This window comes from Mesobacillus sp. LC4 (genome assembly GCF_053543455.1).
In genome coordinates, this window is record NZ_JBGCUB010000011.1 from 43,967 (window position 1) to 61,302 (window position 17,336).

General features: G+C 45.6%; 17 protein-coding genes. All 17 read right to left on the bottom strand.

Going from position 1 to position 17,336, the window contains the following annotated elements; translation table 11 throughout:
* Positions 1–49: 49 nt before the first annotated feature.
* Positions 50–559, bottom strand: coding sequence for an NYN domain-containing protein (locus tag AB5I83_RS21775; RefSeq protein WP_167834083.1), 510 nt, complete (start codon positions 557–559; stop codon positions 50–52).
* Positions 560–561: 2 nt separating this feature from the next.
* Positions 562–1,320, bottom strand: coding sequence for a 23S rRNA (guanosine(2251)-2'-O)-methyltransferase RlmB (gene rlmB, locus AB5I83_RS21780; protein WP_226087788.1), 759 nt, complete (start codon positions 1,318–1,320; stop codon positions 562–564).
* 290 nt (positions 1,321–1,610) lie between these two features.
* Positions 1,611–2,015, bottom strand: coding sequence for a Mini-ribonuclease 3 (locus AB5I83_RS21785; RefSeq protein ID WP_448978500.1), 405 nt, complete (start codon positions 2,013–2,015; stop codon positions 1,611–1,613).
* Between the two features lie 3 nt (positions 2,016–2,018).
* Positions 2,019–3,416 carry a cysteine--tRNA ligase gene (gene cysS / locus AB5I83_RS21790; RefSeq protein ID WP_448978477.1) on the bottom strand — a complete coding sequence of 466 codons (1,398 nt, stop codon included), beginning with the start codon at positions 3,414–3,416 and terminating at the stop codon, positions 2,019–2,021.
* Positions 3,406–4,092 (bottom strand): serine O-acetyltransferase, encoded by a 687-nt coding sequence (cysE, locus tag AB5I83_RS21795; protein WP_448978479.1) that lies wholly within the window; start codon positions 4,090–4,092, stop codon positions 3,406–3,408. Before cysE ends, cysS begins: the two co-directional genes overlap by 11 nt.
* A 549-nt stretch (positions 4,093–4,641) precedes the next feature.
* Positions 4,642–6,099, bottom strand: coding sequence for a glutamate--tRNA ligase (gltX, locus tag AB5I83_RS21800; RefSeq protein ID WP_448978481.1), 1,458 nt, complete (start codon positions 6,097–6,099; stop codon positions 4,642–4,644).
* Between the two features lie 73 nt (positions 6,100–6,172).
* The gene (gene ispF / locus AB5I83_RS21805) at positions 6,173–6,655 is read right to left on the bottom strand and encodes a 2-C-methyl-D-erythritol 2,4-cyclodiphosphate synthase (RefSeq protein WP_448978483.1); all 483 of its coding nucleotides are present in this window, start codon (positions 6,653–6,655) and stop codon (positions 6,173–6,175) included.
* Between the two features lie 41 nt (positions 6,656–6,696).
* On the bottom strand, positions 6,697–7,392 hold the full coding sequence (gene ispD / locus AB5I83_RS21810; protein WP_448978485.1) for a 2-C-methyl-D-erythritol 4-phosphate cytidylyltransferase: 696 nt from the start codon (positions 7,390–7,392) through the stop codon (positions 6,697–6,699).
* A 161-nt stretch (positions 7,393–7,553) separates the two neighbouring features.
* Positions 7,554–8,645: a PIN/TRAM domain-containing protein gene (locus AB5I83_RS21815; RefSeq protein ID WP_167834078.1), complete on the bottom strand. Its 1,092-nt coding sequence runs from the start codon at positions 8,643–8,645 to the stop codon at positions 7,554–7,556.
* A gap of 245 nt (positions 8,646–8,890) precedes the next feature.
* Positions 8,891–9,964: a DNA integrity scanning diadenylate cyclase DisA gene (disA, locus tag AB5I83_RS21820; protein WP_167834077.1), complete on the bottom strand. Its 1,074-nt coding sequence runs from the start codon at positions 9,962–9,964 to the stop codon at positions 8,891–8,893.
* Between the two features lie 4 nt (positions 9,965–9,968).
* A complete protein-coding gene (radA, locus tag AB5I83_RS21825) occupies positions 9,969–11,348 on the bottom strand; it encodes a DNA repair protein RadA (protein ID WP_167834076.1) in 1,380 nt (459 codons plus the stop codon).
* A 314-nt stretch (positions 11,349–11,662) separates the two neighbouring features.
* On the bottom strand, positions 11,663–14,101 hold the full coding sequence (clpC, locus tag AB5I83_RS21830) for an ATP-dependent protease ATP-binding subunit ClpC (protein ID WP_448978488.1): 2,439 nt from the start codon (positions 14,099–14,101) through the stop codon (positions 11,663–11,665).
* Between the two features lie 4 nt (positions 14,102–14,105).
* Positions 14,106–15,188 (bottom strand): protein arginine kinase, encoded by a 1,083-nt coding sequence (locus AB5I83_RS21835; RefSeq protein WP_448978490.1) that lies wholly within the window; start codon positions 15,186–15,188, stop codon positions 14,106–14,108.
* A 2-nt stretch (positions 15,189–15,190) separates the two neighbouring features.
* A complete protein-coding gene (locus AB5I83_RS21840; RefSeq protein ID WP_448978492.1) occupies positions 15,191–15,739 on the bottom strand; it encodes a UvrB/UvrC motif-containing protein in 549 nt (182 codons plus the stop codon).
* 27 nt (positions 15,740–15,766) lie between these two features.
* Positions 15,767–16,228: a CtsR family transcriptional regulator gene (locus AB5I83_RS21845; RefSeq protein ID WP_448978494.1), complete on the bottom strand. Its 462-nt coding sequence runs from the start codon at positions 16,226–16,228 to the stop codon at positions 15,767–15,769.
* A 326-nt stretch (positions 16,229–16,554) separates the two neighbouring features.
* Positions 16,555–16,839, bottom strand: coding sequence for a hypothetical protein (locus tag AB5I83_RS21850; protein ID WP_448978496.1), 285 nt, complete (start codon positions 16,837–16,839; stop codon positions 16,555–16,557).
* A gap of 229 nt (positions 16,840–17,068) precedes the next feature.
* Positions 17,069–17,336, bottom strand: a 268-nt coding sequence (locus AB5I83_RS21855; RefSeq protein WP_448978498.1) for a hypothetical protein, incomplete at its 5' end; no start/stop codon positions are given.

A 17,336-nucleotide genomic window follows, 5' to 3' on the forward strand; every position in this document is an offset into this window, starting at 1 on the left:
CATACAGTTAGAAATATTATACAGCAGGCTTTTTTAAGGCGTCAACAGGTCATTGCTCTCCTCTGCGCCATTTTTCAAAAATTTCTGCCACTTCTTTTGTAAGCGGAATCTTGGCACTTGGCTTCTTTTCCTGGATTACTTTCACGCTTTTCTCAATTTTTTTGCTGATTAAATTTGTTTCATTAAGCAGCTCCCTCGCTGATTTCCTCAAGGCTCCCTGTCCAAAAATGGCCCATTGCTCAGTATAGTCAGAGGTGGCTACGTGAATCTGTGTTTTGCGGTTACTTAGGTCGATCGCCAGCCTTTCAATTCGTTCATCAGCTGTTTCATTTTCTTTTGTAAAAATAACTTCCACTTTATAATTTCTATATTTCTTTTGCGTTCCTGATACAAAATGAGCGTCAAAAACAATGATGACGCGATAGCCGGTATACGCCTGGTACTCTGCCATGATTTCCACCAGCCGGTCCCTGGCGGCGGAAAGCTCTTTCTTCTTCAAGCTGACCAGCTCCGGCCATGCGCCAATGATATTGTAGCCGTCAACAAGCAGGATATCCATCCCTATTCCCCTAGCGGTTGTCGTTTACGATGGACTTCATACATCAGGAGTGCCGCAGCCACTGATGCATTCAAGGAAGTTACATGTCCAACCATTGGAAGGCTTAATAGAAAATCACACTTGTCCCTGATCAATCTTCCCATGCCTTTTCCCTCGCTGCCAATTACCAGGCCAAGAGGCAATGTTCCATCCATTTGACGAAAATCCTGTTTTGCCGATGCATCCGTTCCGGCTATCCAGACACCGCGTTCCTTCAATTCATCGATGGTCTGTGCCATATTCGTGACTCTCGCAACCGGAATATATTCGATTGCGCCTGTAGATAGTTTGGCTACTGTCGCCGTCAGCCCAACTGCTCGCCTCTTTGGAATGATGATCCCGTGTGCTCCCGAGGCATCCGCTGTCCTCATGATCGAGCCCAGGTTGTGGGGGTCTTCAATTTCATCGAGAAGCAAGAAGAAAGGTGCCTCGTTTTTCTTTTCGGCTAAAGCGAACAAATCATCAATCTCTGCATATTCATACGCTGCAACCTGAGCGATGACACCCTGATGGTTGCCATCAGCAAGCTGGTCGATCTTCTTCTTCGGAACGAATTGGACGATGACATTGGCTTCCTTCGCCATTCCGATGACTTGCTGCATCTGCCCGCTTTGTGAACCTTCTGCAATCAGTATTTTGTTGATGTCCCGTTCAGATTTCAAGGCTTCGATTACCGGATTCTTCCCGATTATGTAATCCTGGTTTTCGTTTTGTTCTTGAATCTGGTCTGTTTTTTGCCCATGCTTCCGGTCACGTTTGGGCTCGCGTTTACTATCGCGTTTTGGCTCGCGTTTCTGGTCTTGCCTTGGTTCATGTTTTCTATCGCGTCTTGACTCATGTTTTTGGTCACGGCCCGCTTCATGTTTCTGATCCTTGCCTCTGGCTGTTCTGCTTTTCGACTGATCATCCTGCCTTTGCCCCTGGTTCCGCGCTGGCTTCCGCTTTTTATCATCAACTGGCTTTTGCCTAGTATTCCGGTTCTGTTTCTGGCTCATGGAATCTTTCCTCCCTTCTATTCTTCAGCAAGTGCAAATATTGTGGTAATCAGTTCTTCTATCCTTTTCTCATCGCCTGCCAGATACAAATAACCGATCAGGGCCTCAAAGGCGGTACTGTAACGGTATGTTTGGACATCGGTGTTTCTCGGGACAGATCCTGACTTTGCATTCCGGCCTCTTTTTACAATCGTTACTTCCGCTTCGGACAGCTTCTCCATTTCGATAAGCTTGTGAAGGTACTTCGCCTGCGATTTTGCCGATACATAAGCGGTCGCTTCTTTATGCAGCTTGTTTGGCCGGACCTTGCCGCTTTGCAGCAGGTGATGCCGGACATATAGTTCATATACGGCATCACCCATGTAAGCAAGGGCAAGGCTATTCAATTGTTTTTCATCTACTTTGTGTTCGTAATGCAGCATCATTTAGCCTCTTTTCCATCTGATGCCTTGCGGAGTGTCTTCGATGATGATCTTCATTTCCTTCAGCTGGTCACGAATTTCATCCGCAAGCTGGAAATTCCTGTCCTTGCGTGCCTGTGTACGCTTTTCAATCAAGGCTTCGATCTCTTCGTCAAGCAATTCTTCGTCTTTTAACGAGAGGCCGAGAACTTCGAACAATGTCTCAAATTCATTCATGAATGCATGGATGACTTCCTCGGAAGTGTTTTTCTCCATCAAGTACAGATTGGATAGCTTCGAAAGCTCAAATAGGGTGGATACGCCATTGGCTGTGTTGAAGTCATCATCCATATCCTTGATGAATTGCTCACGAAGACCGGCGATTTTATCCATCCAGTCCTGGTTATCATCGGTAAGGTTCGCGCTAGCTCCAAGGCGGTGCTTCAGGTTTTGATAAGAAGTCTTCAAACGATCGAAGGCGGCCTTGGTCTTTTCAAGCAGCTCCTGGCTGTAGTTGATCGGATTCCGGTAATGAACTGAAATCATGAAAAATCTTAATACCTGTGGATCAACTTGCTTAATGATGTCATGCACTGTGACAAAATTGCCAAGTGACTTGGACATCTTTTCATTATCAATATTGATGTATCCATTATGCATCCAGTAGCGGGCAAATGTCTTTCCTGTCAAAGCCTCTGACTGGGCGATTTCATTTTCATGGTGCGGGAAGGCGAGATCCTGTCCGCCAGCATGGATATCAATTGTATCTCCAAGATATTCGCGGGCCATTGCCGAGCACTCAATATGCCAGCCTGGACGGCCTTTTCCCCATGGACTATCCCAGGAAATCTCACCTTCTTTAGCCGATTTCCATAGCACAAAATCAAGGGCGTCCTGCTTCTTTTCACCAACTTGGATTCTCGCTCCGACCTTCAGCTCTTCAATGGATTGATGGGAAAGCTTGCCGTATTCTTTGAATTCTCTCGTGCGGTAGTACACGTCTCCGCCTGATTCATAGGCAAAGTCCTTTTCAATCAATGCGTTGATGAATTCAATAATCAAATCCATGGTTTCCGTTACCCGCGGATGGGCATCAGCTGTCTTGCAGCCAAGGGCGTGAACATCATCAAAATAGGCGTTGATAAAACGTTGGGCAATTGTCGGTACGTCTTCGCCCAGTTCATTCGCCGCTTTGATCAGCTTGTCATCGACATCAGTGAAGTTCGAAACATAGCGGACATCATAGCCGCGGAACTCAAGATAGCGGCGGACCGTATCGAAAACGATAGCCGGACGGGCATTGCCAATATGAATATAGTTATAGACGGTAGGACCGCAAACATACATTTTCACTTTTCCCTCTTCTAAAGGGATAAACTCTTCCTTATTCCGAGTGAGTGTATTATAAATTTTAATTCCCATTTTCCATGCCCCTTCCCTGCTTGGCAACTTCAAGTTCTTCTTGTAATTTGACTAATTCAAGTTCTTTTCTCAAATTCACTAATTCCATTTCGATTTCCTGACATCGATCAGCCACAGGATCCGGCAGATCACGATGATTGAAATCCTTCTTGACTCTGACGCCGTCCTGGATGACGATTTTACCCGGGATGCCGACAACAGTGGAGTTCGGCGGAACATCTTTCAGGACAACCGATCCTGCGCCTACTTTAGAATTCTCCCCAATCGTAATCGAACCTAAAACCTTAGCCCCGGTCGCAATCAAGGCATTATCTTTTACCGTGGGGTGGCGTTTGCCTTTTTCTTTGCCCGTACCGCCCAGAGTCACTCCCTGGAACACCGTCACATTATCACCAATCTCACACGTTTCACCAATGACGACCCCCATTCCATGGTCGATGAAAAAACGTCTGCCGATCTTGGCTCCCGGATGGATTTCTACCCCCGTGAAAAAACGGCTGATTTGCGATATAGCCCTTGCAATAAAATAAAACTTCCGTTTGTAAAATGCATGTGCAAACCGATGGGCCCATATCGCGTGCAGGCCTGCGTAGGTCAAGACCACTTCCAGCACGCTCCTGGCAGAAGGGTCCTGATCAAAAACAACATCTATGTCTTCCTTCATCATCTTAAACATGGTGAAATCCTCCTTCTTTAAAAAAATACATTCTAGTCATTGCTCACTAATGAGCACCTTTAAAGCTGACATTGGGTTACAGCCTTACTCTTTGGGATTTATGTGACCGTAATCTCGACGCTCCGCCTTTTTCGGGCACATATTCCTTGTTTATGTGACCGTAATCTCGTTGTGCCGGCTTTTTCGGGCACATACCCTAACTTGCCTGCCAGTACACATATAAAAAAGCGCCCCTGTCGTATACGACAGAGACGCTTGGTATGCGCGGTTCCACTCTGTTTAGGCTGCCTTTGAAACGGCATAACCTCAACTTTCACCTGTTAACGGGAGGTCCCGCCCGATACTACTCAGGCACTGATGGCCTTTTCGCAAAGGGACTCCGAGGCGCATTTCGAAAAATGAGAGGCCTGAACCACTTTCAGCCGGTGATGGTTCTCTCTAATAAGCGTCATCTTACTACTTTTCCTCTTCAACACTTTGGTTTTATAGAATTACTCTTACTATATTACATTTTTTAGTTTCTGTTAACTAAAAGAGCTTAAAAAGTTATTAGCCCAATAGTTTTTGGACTCTTTCCTTGACCTTGTCTTTTCCGATCAGTTCCATCGCAAGCATCAGGTCCGGTCCATGTGTCTGGCCTGTCGCCGCCGCACGGATTGGCATGAACAGCTTCTGGCCTTTATGGCCTGTGCCCTTTTGGACTGCCTTCACCGCTGCTTTGATTCCATCCGCCTTGAATTCTTCAAGCTGATCGATTTCACCGAGGAACGCATTCAGCACTTCAGGAACCTGCTCGCCCGCAAGAACTTCTTTTGCTTCTTCATCATAGTTTACCTCATCGCGGAAAAATAAATCCGACATCTCGACGATTTCCGCTCCGAAACTCATTTTATCATGGTACAGGGAAATGAGGCCGCGAACCCAGGCATCTTCTTCCGCTGAACGGCTCTCGCAGACCTTTCCAGCTTTGATGAGATGTGGAAGTGCAAGCTCAACTACCCTGTCAAGGTCTGCTTTTTTCATATATTGATTGTTCATCCAGGCAAGCTTCTGCTGGTCAAAGAGTGCAGGGGATTTTGAGAGTCTTGCAGGGTCAAAAATCTCGATGAACTCATCCTTTGAATAAACCTCCTCTTCACCAGATGGAGACCATCCAAGCAATGTTATGAAGTTGAACAAAGCTTCTGGAAGATATCCAAGCTCCTCGTACTGCTCGATGAACTGGATGATCGATTCATCACGCTTGCTCAGCTTCTTGCGGCTTTCGTTGACAATCAGTGTCATATGTCCGAACACCGGCGGCTCCCAGCCAAGTGCTTCATAAATCACAAGCTGCTTCGGTGTATTCGAGATGTGGTCATCCCCGCGAAGAACGTGGGAAATCTTCATCAGATGGTCATCGACGACAACCGCATAATTATAAGTCGGTGTGCCGTCTTTTTTAACGATGACAAAGTCACCCATCCCGTCTGATTCAAAGCTCACGTCGCCCTTTACCATATCATCAAACTTCAGAATCTGCCCTGCAGGCACCTTGAAGCGAAGGCTCGGCTGGCGTCCTTCTTTTTCAAACTGCTCCTTCTGTTCTGCTGTCAGGTTGCGGCAGCGTCCGGAATATTGAGGCGTCTCATTTCGGGCAGACTGCTCTTCGCGTTCCGCCTCCAGTTCTTCCTCTGTGCAGTAGCACTTATAGGCATGGCCTTTTTCAAGAAGCTCCTGATTGTATTGCTCATAGATGTGGTTACGCTCTGATTGGCGGTATGGTCCGTATTCGCCGCCCACATCGACGCTCTCATCCCAGTCGATCCCAAGCCACTGAAGGTACTTCAATTGGCTTTGCTCTCCGCCTTCGATATTTCGTTTTTTATCTGTATCTTCAATGCGGATGATGAACTTTCCGCCTCTGTTGCGTGCGAATAGATAATTAAATAATGCAGTACGGGCATTCCCGATATGTAAATGTCCAGTCGGACTCGGAGCATATCGCACCCGGATATCTGATGACATAGTGAATCCTCCTCTAATATAGCTGTTCATTATTGTATCATTATCGATATATAAAGCGGAAGTAGCACTGAATTTATTTCTCTGTCTGCTTCAGCAACACGGTTGCCTGAGAAGCGATGCCTTCTCCCCGTCCAGGGAATCCCAGCTTTTCTGTTGTCGTCGCCTTGACGTTCACCTGCTCGGAAGTCCCTTCAAGCAGCCCTGCAATCCTTTCACGCATCGCTTCGATATGCGGTGCCATCTTGGGTTGCTGTGCAATAATCGTGCAGTCGATGTTAACAAGCTCGTACCCTTTTTCCTTTACAATCTTCCACACATGCTCAAGCAATTTAGCTGAATCGGCATCCTTGAATTCAGGGTCAGTATCCGGAAAATGTCTGCCAATGTCCCCTTCGCCGATTGCGCCAAGGCATGCATCAGCAACTGTATGCAGCAGCACATCGGCATCTGAGTGCCCAAGCAGTCCTTTTTCATACGGAATCGTGATTCCGCCAATGATCAGCGGCCTGCCCTCCGTTAATTGATGTACATCAAAACCTTGTCCAATACGAAACATAATGAATTACTCCTTTTAAAATTAGGCTATTATATGCTCTCTTAAACACTGGATTCTTTCCGTTTCCGCAAAATCGCTTCTGCGAAATATAAATCTTCTGGTGTTGTCAGCTTAATATTATCATAGTCCCCTTCGATGATGCTGACTGGATGCGGGATTCGTTCGACAAGGCTTGATTCATCTGTACCAATGAATTGTTCCCTCATTGCCTTGTTATGCGCCTCAAGCAATACGGAAGCGCGGAAAGCCTGTGGAGTCTGGACCGCCCATAAGCTTGAACGTTCAACTGTTTCGGCTACCGTGCCGTCCATCGCTTTCTTGATTGTATCTTTAACAGGAACAGCCACGATTGCCCCGCCATCTTTGCTTGCTGCCTCCACAAGTTTGTGGATTGTTTCCATTTTTATGAATGGGCGGGCAGCGTCATGGACCAGCACGATCCCATCCAGGGAATGGACGGCTTTCAGACCGTTATACACACTGTCCTGGCGTTCCTTTCCGCCATTGACCAGTGATGATACCTTATGTATACCATACTCGTTCAATAAAGACTTGAACTGTTGCTCATCATTCGGACTGATGGCGAGAATGATGCCAGTGCATTCAGCATCTGCTTCAAACACCCTGAGTGTATGGATCAGGATCGGTACACCTTCCAATGTGAGCAGCAATTTATTCTTTCCTGCTCCCATCCTCTTTCCCTGACCCGCAGCAGGAATGATAACCTGATAAGGCATGATGTTAATCCCCCCAATCTATTTTCTGCTATTGCAACCTTTTTGATAAAACGACTTTTAACATATAAACGGGCAGTCGAGGCCCTGCTTCACGCCTTCAGGGAATCCATGAAGGAAGCGGGAATCAACTGCCCATATAGGCTTGATCCATCCGGGATGGATCAACTGATTATGCTTTTTTCCAACTGTTTTGGCTTTGCGAAAATCATCCTGCCAGCTGATGTTTGCAACACACTTGTCACAAGCACATCAATGCGCTTTCCGATATAATCACGGCCTTCTTCGACGACGATCATTGTGCCGTCATCCAGGTACGCAATGCCCTGATTATGTTCCTTGCCATCCTTGATTACCTGGATGCTCAATTCTTCTCCAGGAAGAACGACTGGTTTCACCGCATTGGCAAGGTCATTGATATTCAGCACAGCAACCTTCTGCAATTCACATACTTTGTTCAGATTGAAATCATTTGTGACAACAACGCCATTTGTCAGCTTTGCCAGCTTCACAAGCTTGCTGTCGACTTCCTGGATATCATCAAAATCACCTTCGTAAATTTCAACCTTAATCTTAAGTTCCTTTTGAATACGGTTAAGGATGTCCAATCCGCGGCGTCCGCGATTTCGCTTCAACACGTCAGATGAATCAGCGATATGCTGTAATTCTTCCAGGACAAATTGCGGAATGACAATGGTCCCTTCTAAGAATCCAGTCTGGCAGATATCTGCCACCCTGCCATCAATAATCACACTTGTATCAAGAATCTTCCACTCTCTTGCACGACTTTCCTTTTCCACTTCTTCTTCAGTGCCCTTTTTCTTTGAGCGTGAAAATAAACCAAGCAGTTCATCTCGCTTTTTGAAACCGACCTGGAAACCAAGATAACCAAATAAAAGTGTCAGGAGTGTCGGTGCAACTGTATTCACAACAGGCACCTGGATTGCATTAAGGGCAAATCCAACTAAGAATGCCACCAGCAAACCAAAGAAGAGGCCAACACTTCCAAACAGGACGTCAGTTATCGGTGCCTTGATCAGTGACTCTTCAGCCCACTTCACAAAATTGGTCACAGGATCCACAGCCCAAAAAGTAAGAAGATAAAAAATAAGTGCGCCTAAAACAGCAGTAACATAAGGATTATTGATGAGAGTCATGTCTCCCGCGTTCATTAATGATAATAAATCAGGAATTAAGAATATACCAAGCGTTCCCCCGATAATCAGGAAGCAGGCTTGAATGATACGTCTTAACATCCTTTCACCTCCTTTTAATCATTATAAACAACTTCCAAAATTTGAAACCCTCGTAATCAAACATTTTCTTTAAAATAAACATCCAAATGATTATACGATTTTACCATGGCAAAGGTTACGGATTTTGTACAAATAAAATCACAATACAGTAAGATTGCCATAATCCTAATAGGAGTAAATCTCTTCTTTAACGTAGCACCAGGGCATGTTGGTGTCAATTAAAAGCAGGCCGCCAATGTTTGGGATTACATTTGACGGTCTGCCATCAGCTGGTCCCTGATGAGTTTGAAGCCTTCCTTGATTTTCCGCGCTCTTACCTCACCAATGCCCTCTACATCGTCCAGCTCTGCGACGGAAGCTGCAATCATTTTGGTGAATTTGCCAAAACGTTTGATCAAATTCTCCGTGATGATCATCGGCAGACGCGGAATTTTATTCAGCATCCGATAACCTCTAGGACAGATAAACTCATCCATATGCACATATCCCTGATGGCCGAGCAGCTTGAGAATGGCTGAATCCTCGATGACTCCGGCTTTTGAAAGTTCCTGGAACCGGGCCATCACAACATCTGCCCTTACTTCCTGTTCCGCAGAATAATCTTTGATGACAAGTAATGCTTCCCTTTCCATTTCGGATAACAGTTCCTGCATTTGCAGACGGATCAGCCGCCCTTCTAAACCAAGTTCACTCAAATACGTCAAAAGTTCCGTTTTGATTCTCAGCACCATTTCAAAGCGATGGATCACCTGAAGCAAGTCATTATAGGTTACAAGATCTTCAAACTCGAGGATTCCCAGGTTGGTGATGCTTTGTTCAAGCACGACCTTATACTTTTCCAACGTCTGGATTGCCTGGTTCGCCTTCGTTAGGATAACCCCGATTTCCTGCATGGCATAACGAAGGTTCCCCTGATACAGGGTGATGACATTCCTTCTCTGGGAAATCGCGATGACGAGTGCTTTTGTTTGCCTCGCCACCCGTTCCGCTGTCCTGTGCCTCATCCCTGTCTCAGTCGAGGGCACTCCCGTATCCGGCGCTAACTGGGCGTTGGCGAATAATATTTTGCTGCCAGTCTCGTTTAAAATGATCGCGCCATCCATCTTCGCCAGTTCATAAAGATAGCTGGGGCTGAACCTGCAGTTGATTTCAAATCCGCCATCCACCAGGTTTTTGACCTTTTCATTGTATCCAAACACAATCAATCCGCCTGTCTTGGCCCGGAGCACATTATCGATTCCAGCCCTTAGAGGTGTACCTGGAGCGATAAATTGAAGGATTTCACCTAACTCTTTTTCCTCAAGCTCTCTATGTTCCAATCCATCAACCCCCTAAGGTGACTTTTAATGCATGGCTGACCGATGATACCCCGATAAGCTCCACTCCCCTTGGCGGTGTCCATCCACCAAGATTATTCTCCGGTAAAATAATTCTTTCAAAGCCAAGCTTAGCCGCTTCCTGGACGCGCTGTTCGATCCTAGAGACCCTCCTGACTTCACCTGTCAGGCCTACCTCGCCAATGATGCAGTCCGAAGCGCGAGTCGGTTTATCCCTGAAGCTTGAAGCAATGCTGACTGCCACCGCAAGGTCAATCGCCGGTTCATCCAGCTTCACTCCGCCGGCGACCTTCAAATAAGCATCCTGATTAGCCAGCAGCAAACCGACACGCTTCTCCAGCACGGCCATCAGCAGCGATACACGATTATGGTCGATACCGGTAGCCATTCTCCTTGGATTCCCAAAGCTCGTTGGCGAAATCAGCGCCTGGATTTCAACCAATACAGGCCGCGTTCCTTCCATAGAAGCCACAACCGTTGAACCGGAAGCCCCCTGGGATCTTTCCTCTAAAAAAATCTCTGATGGGTTTGCCACTTCTTCCAGTCCGACTTCCTTCATTTCAAAAATACCCATTTCATTCGTCGACCCAAATCGGTTTTTTACAGCCCGGAGGATTCGATACGTATGGTGCCTCTCGCCTTCAAAATAAAGAACGGTGTCGACCATATGCTCCAGAAGTCTTGGTCCTGCAATGGATCCTTCCTTCGTAACATGCCCGACGATAAAAATCGCAATTCCCTTCGTTTTTGCAATCCTCATTAACTCAGCTGTACATTCCCTTACCTGCGACACGCTCCCTGGAGCGGAGGTCACTTCCGGATGGAATATGGTTTGAATGGAATCCACAATAACAAAGTCGGGATTGCTGTTTTCGATCGTAAGACTGATTTCATGCAGGTTTGTTTCCGAATATACAAGCAGATTATCCGATGTTACACCAAGCCGATCCGCGCGCAGTTTCGTTTGCCTCATCGACTCCTCACCAGAAATATACAGGACTGAATGAGCCTTCTTAGCCAGCTGGTAAGAGACCTGCAGCAATAAGGTCGATTTCCCGATACCCGGGTCCCCGCCAATCAGCACAAGTGACCCTCTGACTACCCCGCCTCCAAGTACACGGTTCAACTCATTCAAGTCTGTTGTAATGCGCGGCTCGCTTACTGTTTCAATACTGGTGATCGGAGTGGCCTTTGCGGCAACACCCGTATTTCCTGTATTGGCAAAAGCACCTCTTCTTGTCGAGCCTGTGCTTTCCACTTCCTCGACCATCTTATTCCATTGCCCGCATCCCGGACATTTCCCCATCCATTTTGGAGATTCATAGCCACATTCCTGGCACATGAATTTTGTTTTTCTTTTTGCCATTTTCTTAGCCTCTCAATAAATAAAGTTATTATCTTAATAATAAAGCCAAACAAGTAATAAAAGAAATGATAGCGACTGAAGTGGGTATGTAATTTTTTAATCACATTGGCTACTTAAATTATGTTCATAACAATATGCTGCGATTCCAACTATTTTAGGAAAACGTTTGGGCTGGTTTGGGCTTTGCACTTCCATCAGGAATTTTTTTGCATGGTGGCAAATTTTTTAGGGGGATTCCAATAAAACTTTCCTTTAGTAAAAAAGGGGTACACGTATTTGTACGTATACCCCTTCCGTTTACATGTTAAGCCATTTTAAGCTTTTGCTGTTCCTTCTGGAGCCTTGACAACAAATTCGCCATTTTCAACATCTATGACGACATTTTGCCCAGTGAGTACGGTTCCTTTAAGCAATTCTTCAGACAGCTGGTCTTCGATATGCTTTTGGATCGCCCTGCGCAGCGGACGTGCACCGTATTCCGGATCGTAACCTTCCTCCGAAATCTTCTCTTTAGCCGCATCTGTCAGCTCTAGCGTGATTTCCTGCTCTTTCAGGCGTTTCACAAGCTGGTCAGACATCAATGTTACGATTTCTTTCAGATGTGGCTTTTCAAGTGCATGGAAGACGATGATTTCATCGATACGGTTCAAGAACTCAGGACGGAATGCTTTCTTCAGCTCCTCCATCACTTTACCCTTCATATCTTTGTAATCCTGTTCTCCATCCTGGATATTGAAGCCGACATATTTATTCCGCTTCAACGCCTCTGCTCCAACATTGGATGTCAGAATCATGATGGTATTACGGAAATCGACTGTCCGGCCTTTAGAGTCAGTCAAACGGCCATCCTCAAGCACCTGCAGCAGAATATTGAACACATCTGGATGCGCTTTTTCAATTTCATCCAGCAGGATAACGGAATATGGCTTTCTGCGTACCTTCTCAGTCAATTGGCCGCCTTCATCGTATCCAACATAGCCCGGAGGTGAACCAACAAGACGTGAAGTCGAATGCTTTTCCATGTACTCTGACATATCGACGCGGATCATCGCATCTTCATCGCCAAACATGGACTCCGCAAGCGCTCTTGCTAATTCCGTTTTACCTACACCTGTTGGACCAAGGAAGATGAAAGAACCAATTGGACGTTTCGGATCCTTCAGGCCTGCACGAGCACGTCTTACTGCCTTAGATACAGCTTTTACCGCTTCGTCCTGGCCGATGACACGTGAGTGTAGGATTTCTTCCAGGTTCAGAAGTTTATCTGTTTCTGTTTGCGCTAGCTTGGATACAGGGATATTCGTCCAGCTTGATACCACATGCGCGATATCTTCCACTGTCACTTCACTGTTCTCCTTGCCCTGCTTTTCTTTCCACGACTTCTTCGTATTTTCAAGCTGTTCACGGAGACGCTGTTCTGTATCCCTTAATGAAGCAGCCTTTTCAAACTCCTGGCTTTGTACAGAAGCGTCCTTCTCCTTGCGAACTTCCTCCAGCTTCACCTCAAGCTCCTTAAGGTTTGGCGGAGTTGTATAGGAACGCAGGCGAACCTTCGAACCTGCTTCATCAATTAAGTCAATTGCTTTATCCGGCAGGAACCGGTCAGAAATGTAACGATCTGATAATTTTACTGCCGCTTCAATTGCTTCATCCGTAATGGATACCCTATGGTGAGCCTCATAGCGGTCACGAAGCCCTTTTAAAATTTGTACAGACTCCTCAGCCGTTGGCTCATCAACAGTGATCGGCTGGAAGCGTCGTTCAAGTGCAGCATCTTTTTCGATGTATTTGCGGTATTCATCCAATGTCGTCGCACCGATACACTGCAGTTCACCGCGAGCCAATGAAGGCTTCAAGATATTGGACGCGTCGATCGCACCCTCCGCGCCACCAGCACCAATCAGTGTATGAAGCTCATCGATGAAAAGAATGATATTTCCAGCCTGACGAATTTCGTCCATGACCTTTTTCAAGCGGTCCTCAAATTCACCGCGATATTTCGTTCCTGCAACCACCGTTCCCATATCAAGCGTCATGACACGCTTGTCACGCAGGATTTCCGGTACCTCATTATTGACGATTTGTTGTGCCAATCCTTCCGCAATCGCTGTTTTACCAACGCCTGGCTCCCCGATCAATACCGGGTTGTTCTTCGTCCGGCGGCTTAGCACTTCAATGACACGCTGGATTTCCTTGCTGCGGCCGATGACCGGATCAAGGCTGCCTTCCCTGGCGATTGCCGTTAAGTCTCTTGCCAGGCTATCAAGTGTCGGCGTATTGGCATTAGCCGTTCCGCCTCCCTGATGTCCGGAAGTTTCATTACTGCCTAGAAGCTGAAGAACTTGCTGGCGTGCTTTGTTGAGGCTGACACCAAGATTGTTCAATACTCTTGCAGCCACGCCCTCTCCCTCACGAATCAATCCAAGGAGGATATGTTCTGTGCCAACATAGGAATGGCCCAACTTCCTTGCCTCATCCATAGAAAGCTCGATGACCTTCTTTGCTCTAGGTGTATAGTGAATCGTCTGGGAAGTTTCCTGTCCGCGGCCAATCAGATTCTCAACTTCCTTCTGGATTTTCTCCGCTCCTAGACCAAGTCCGTAAAGTGCCTTTGCCGCAATGCCCTCACCTTCACGCACCAGGCCAAGTAAGATGTGTTCTGTGCCGATATTGTTATGTCCAAGGCGGATTGCCTCTTCCTGTGCGAGTGCCAATACTTTTTGTGCTCTCTCGGTAAATCGTCCAAACATCATAAGATCATCCTCCTGACTCATCTTTTGTTTCCATTTTCAAACGTTCTCTTATTAAAGCAGCCCTGCGGATATCCCGCTCATTCGGTCTTAACGGCCCTCCTGCATATTGCTGTAAAAACCCAGGCTGAGTTAATATCATCAATTCATTCAAAATCGATTTTGATATATCTTTTATGAAACCCATATCTATACCAAGCCTTAAATCAGACAGGCAACGGGCGGCTTCCTTCGTTTCGATGATTCTGCTGTTAGCAAGTGTTCCATATGATCGAAACACTCTGTCTTCTAATTGTATGTTCGAAGTCTTCGCTAATGCTTCCCGCGCTGACCTTTCCTGAGATATAATCTGGCTTACAACACTTTTTAAATCGTCAACGATGTCCTCTTCCGATTTCCCGAGCGTTATTTGGTTCGATATTTGAAAAATATTGCCGAGCGCTTCACTGCCCTCTCCATAAATACCTCTTACCACCAAACCAAGCTGGTTAATCGCCGGAACAATCCGGTTCATTTGCTGAGTTAAAACAAGACCAGGCAGGTGCATCATCACCGATGCCCTAAGACCGGTGCCCACATTCGTAGGACAGCTGGTCAAGTATCCAAATTTCTCATCGAATGCATAATTGACATATTCCTCGAGCCAATCATCGATCTCATTAGCAGCCTGTAAAGCTTCACTTAACTGGAATCCTGGGAATAAACATTGAATCCTGATATGGTCTTCCTCATTGATCATGATGCTGACTTCTTCATTATCAGATAATAGGACGGCACCATGAATGGAATTTTCCGCAAGATTCGGACTGATTAAATGCTTCTCGACCAACACCCTCTTCTGCAATGGCGGAATATCATCCATCTTGATCGTTTCCAACTGACCAAATGCAGCTGCTGATGAATTGCTGGCACGTTCCATGATCGTACCAATCACCGCCTCTGCCTCTCCATCGGTGAATAGCGTTGGAAAATTATATTCATCAAGGTTTCTTGCAAAGCGAATGCGGGAGCTAAGGACGATATCCGAATCAGGTCCATCATCACTCATCCAGGAGCTGACAGCCTGATTGATGAACTTCTCCAATGACAAGGCTACTCCCCTCCCTCTTGGCCTGTTGACAATTTCCTTTCAAGTTCCCTGATTTGGTCCCTTGTCTCAGCAGCTTTCTCAAACTCCTCCGCTGAAATAAGGTTTTTCAAGGTTTGCTTAAGCTGATCAACTGTCTTTCTTAGATGAAGGTCGCCACCGATTCTTTTAGGGATTTTTCCATTATGGACGGAATTCCCGCTATGGAGTCTCCTGACAATCGGGGTCAGCTGTTCGCGAAAAGCATCATAACAAGTCGCACAGCCAAACCTGCCTACCTTTACAAACTGCGGAAACGTCATTGAGCATTGCGGGCACTGTGCAACCTGCTCCGCTTCAAAATCTTCCTTTTTCTTTTCCGTAAATGCAGGTTCCATATTCAGCAAACCAGCAAGCAAGCTATTGATTGAAAAAGCAGGGCCGTTGTTCATCATAAACAATTCGCCTTTTTCCTGTGCGCATATCTCACACAAGTGCAATTCTAATTTTTCTCCATTTGAATAATTCGTGAAGTGCAGCGTTGCCGGCCTTTGATTACACTCTTGGCAGATCATGCCCTCACCTCTTTATCTGCTTTGGTATTATTTATACTTCAATGCCATAAGCATTGCCTTCAGCATCCTCGCACGAAGCTCATCACGCTGCGGAAGCTCTATATACAGGACGGACCTGTCAAGCACACTCAGCATGATCTTTGCCTCACGGTCAGTGACTACATCCTCCTCAACAAGACGGAAGATCACATGCTCAGCGCTGCTTTGCGAAATTCGTGTTGAAATCAAAGACAGTAAATCATCAATCAAATGTGCATGATCATAAGCCTGGACCTTGATGATCCGGATGTAGCCGCCGCCACCCCGTTTGCTCTCAACAAGATAACCCCGTTCAATCGTGAACCTTGTATTGATGACATAATTGATTTGGGACGGCACGCATTGAAATTTATCGGCGATTTCACTTCGCTTGATCTCGACGATGTCCTTATCGCTCATTTCTAAAACCTGCTTAAGGTAATGTTCTATGATGTCCGATATATTCCTCACTAAACCTCCCCCAATCTGACTTTGACTATATTTGACATTAATTATACAAAAAATTTTTTCTCGACGCAATGAATGCATCCTGAACTCACTTCTCCAAAAATTATGTATGCCAAAAGATGTTATTAAGGGGATTGTTGGTTATTATACCCATTTTGAGCCAAGTGGAAACTTATATCAGGGTACATCAACGAAAAATTTGTAATTAGGAACAGGTTAGAAATGCAATTGAATCTGTTTTTGGAAGGGCTAAATGTATAATGGGTAAATTGATATGAAAATGGTTGATATATCTTATTGTCTGGGGATCTCACCTGTGCCTGTATCCACTAACTTGCTAACTTACCAAAGAAGATAATGAAAGCTAAAAATGCTGATAGCCCCAGAGTCAGGAAGATTGTTGAAAAACTCCTTGCCGCGCTCTTCCAATCTTTCATTCCGGAAAGTCCGATGAGCCCAATAAGTAAAGTCAGTAGAGAAGCAACTAAAAGCAGGACGTGTGGATGTAATCCAAAGATGGTGTAACCATTTGGCCCTGTAGAGGAAATTACGAAAAATAGTAAAACCCAGATTGTCGATAAAACGAATGACCAATAATTCAATTGTTTTGTCATTGATTCCTCCTATAGGTTTGTTAAAGATTTGATCGAGGATGTTTTTATTTGGTGACGGTTGCTTATGAAGTTATAAATTCAACAAAAGATTCATTTATCCTTCCAGGACTATAAAGAAGCGGGATTAATTGTATTTTCACTATGTATATAAATAACGCTCGGGTGTTTGCCCACTTTAATCCCATTTTGCCTTTTTGGACAGGAAGTGGATCTAAGTTCGGATAGCTTTTTATGTTGGTGCTCCAAACTTATCCGGAGTAGTGTTAGGTTCGGACAAGTTTTTATTGTTTTCCTCTGGACTTGTCTGAAGGTGTTTCTGCTTCGGCTTACTTTTGTTGTTTACCCCTAAGCTTGTCTGAAGTGGCTCCTGCTTTGGAAAGCTTTTGGTTGTTTTCCCCTGAACCTGTCTGAAGTTGCTTCTGCTTCGGACAACTTTTCTTGATTTTCCTGCAAACTTGTCTGAAGTTGACTCTTCTTCGGACAACTTTTCCTGATTT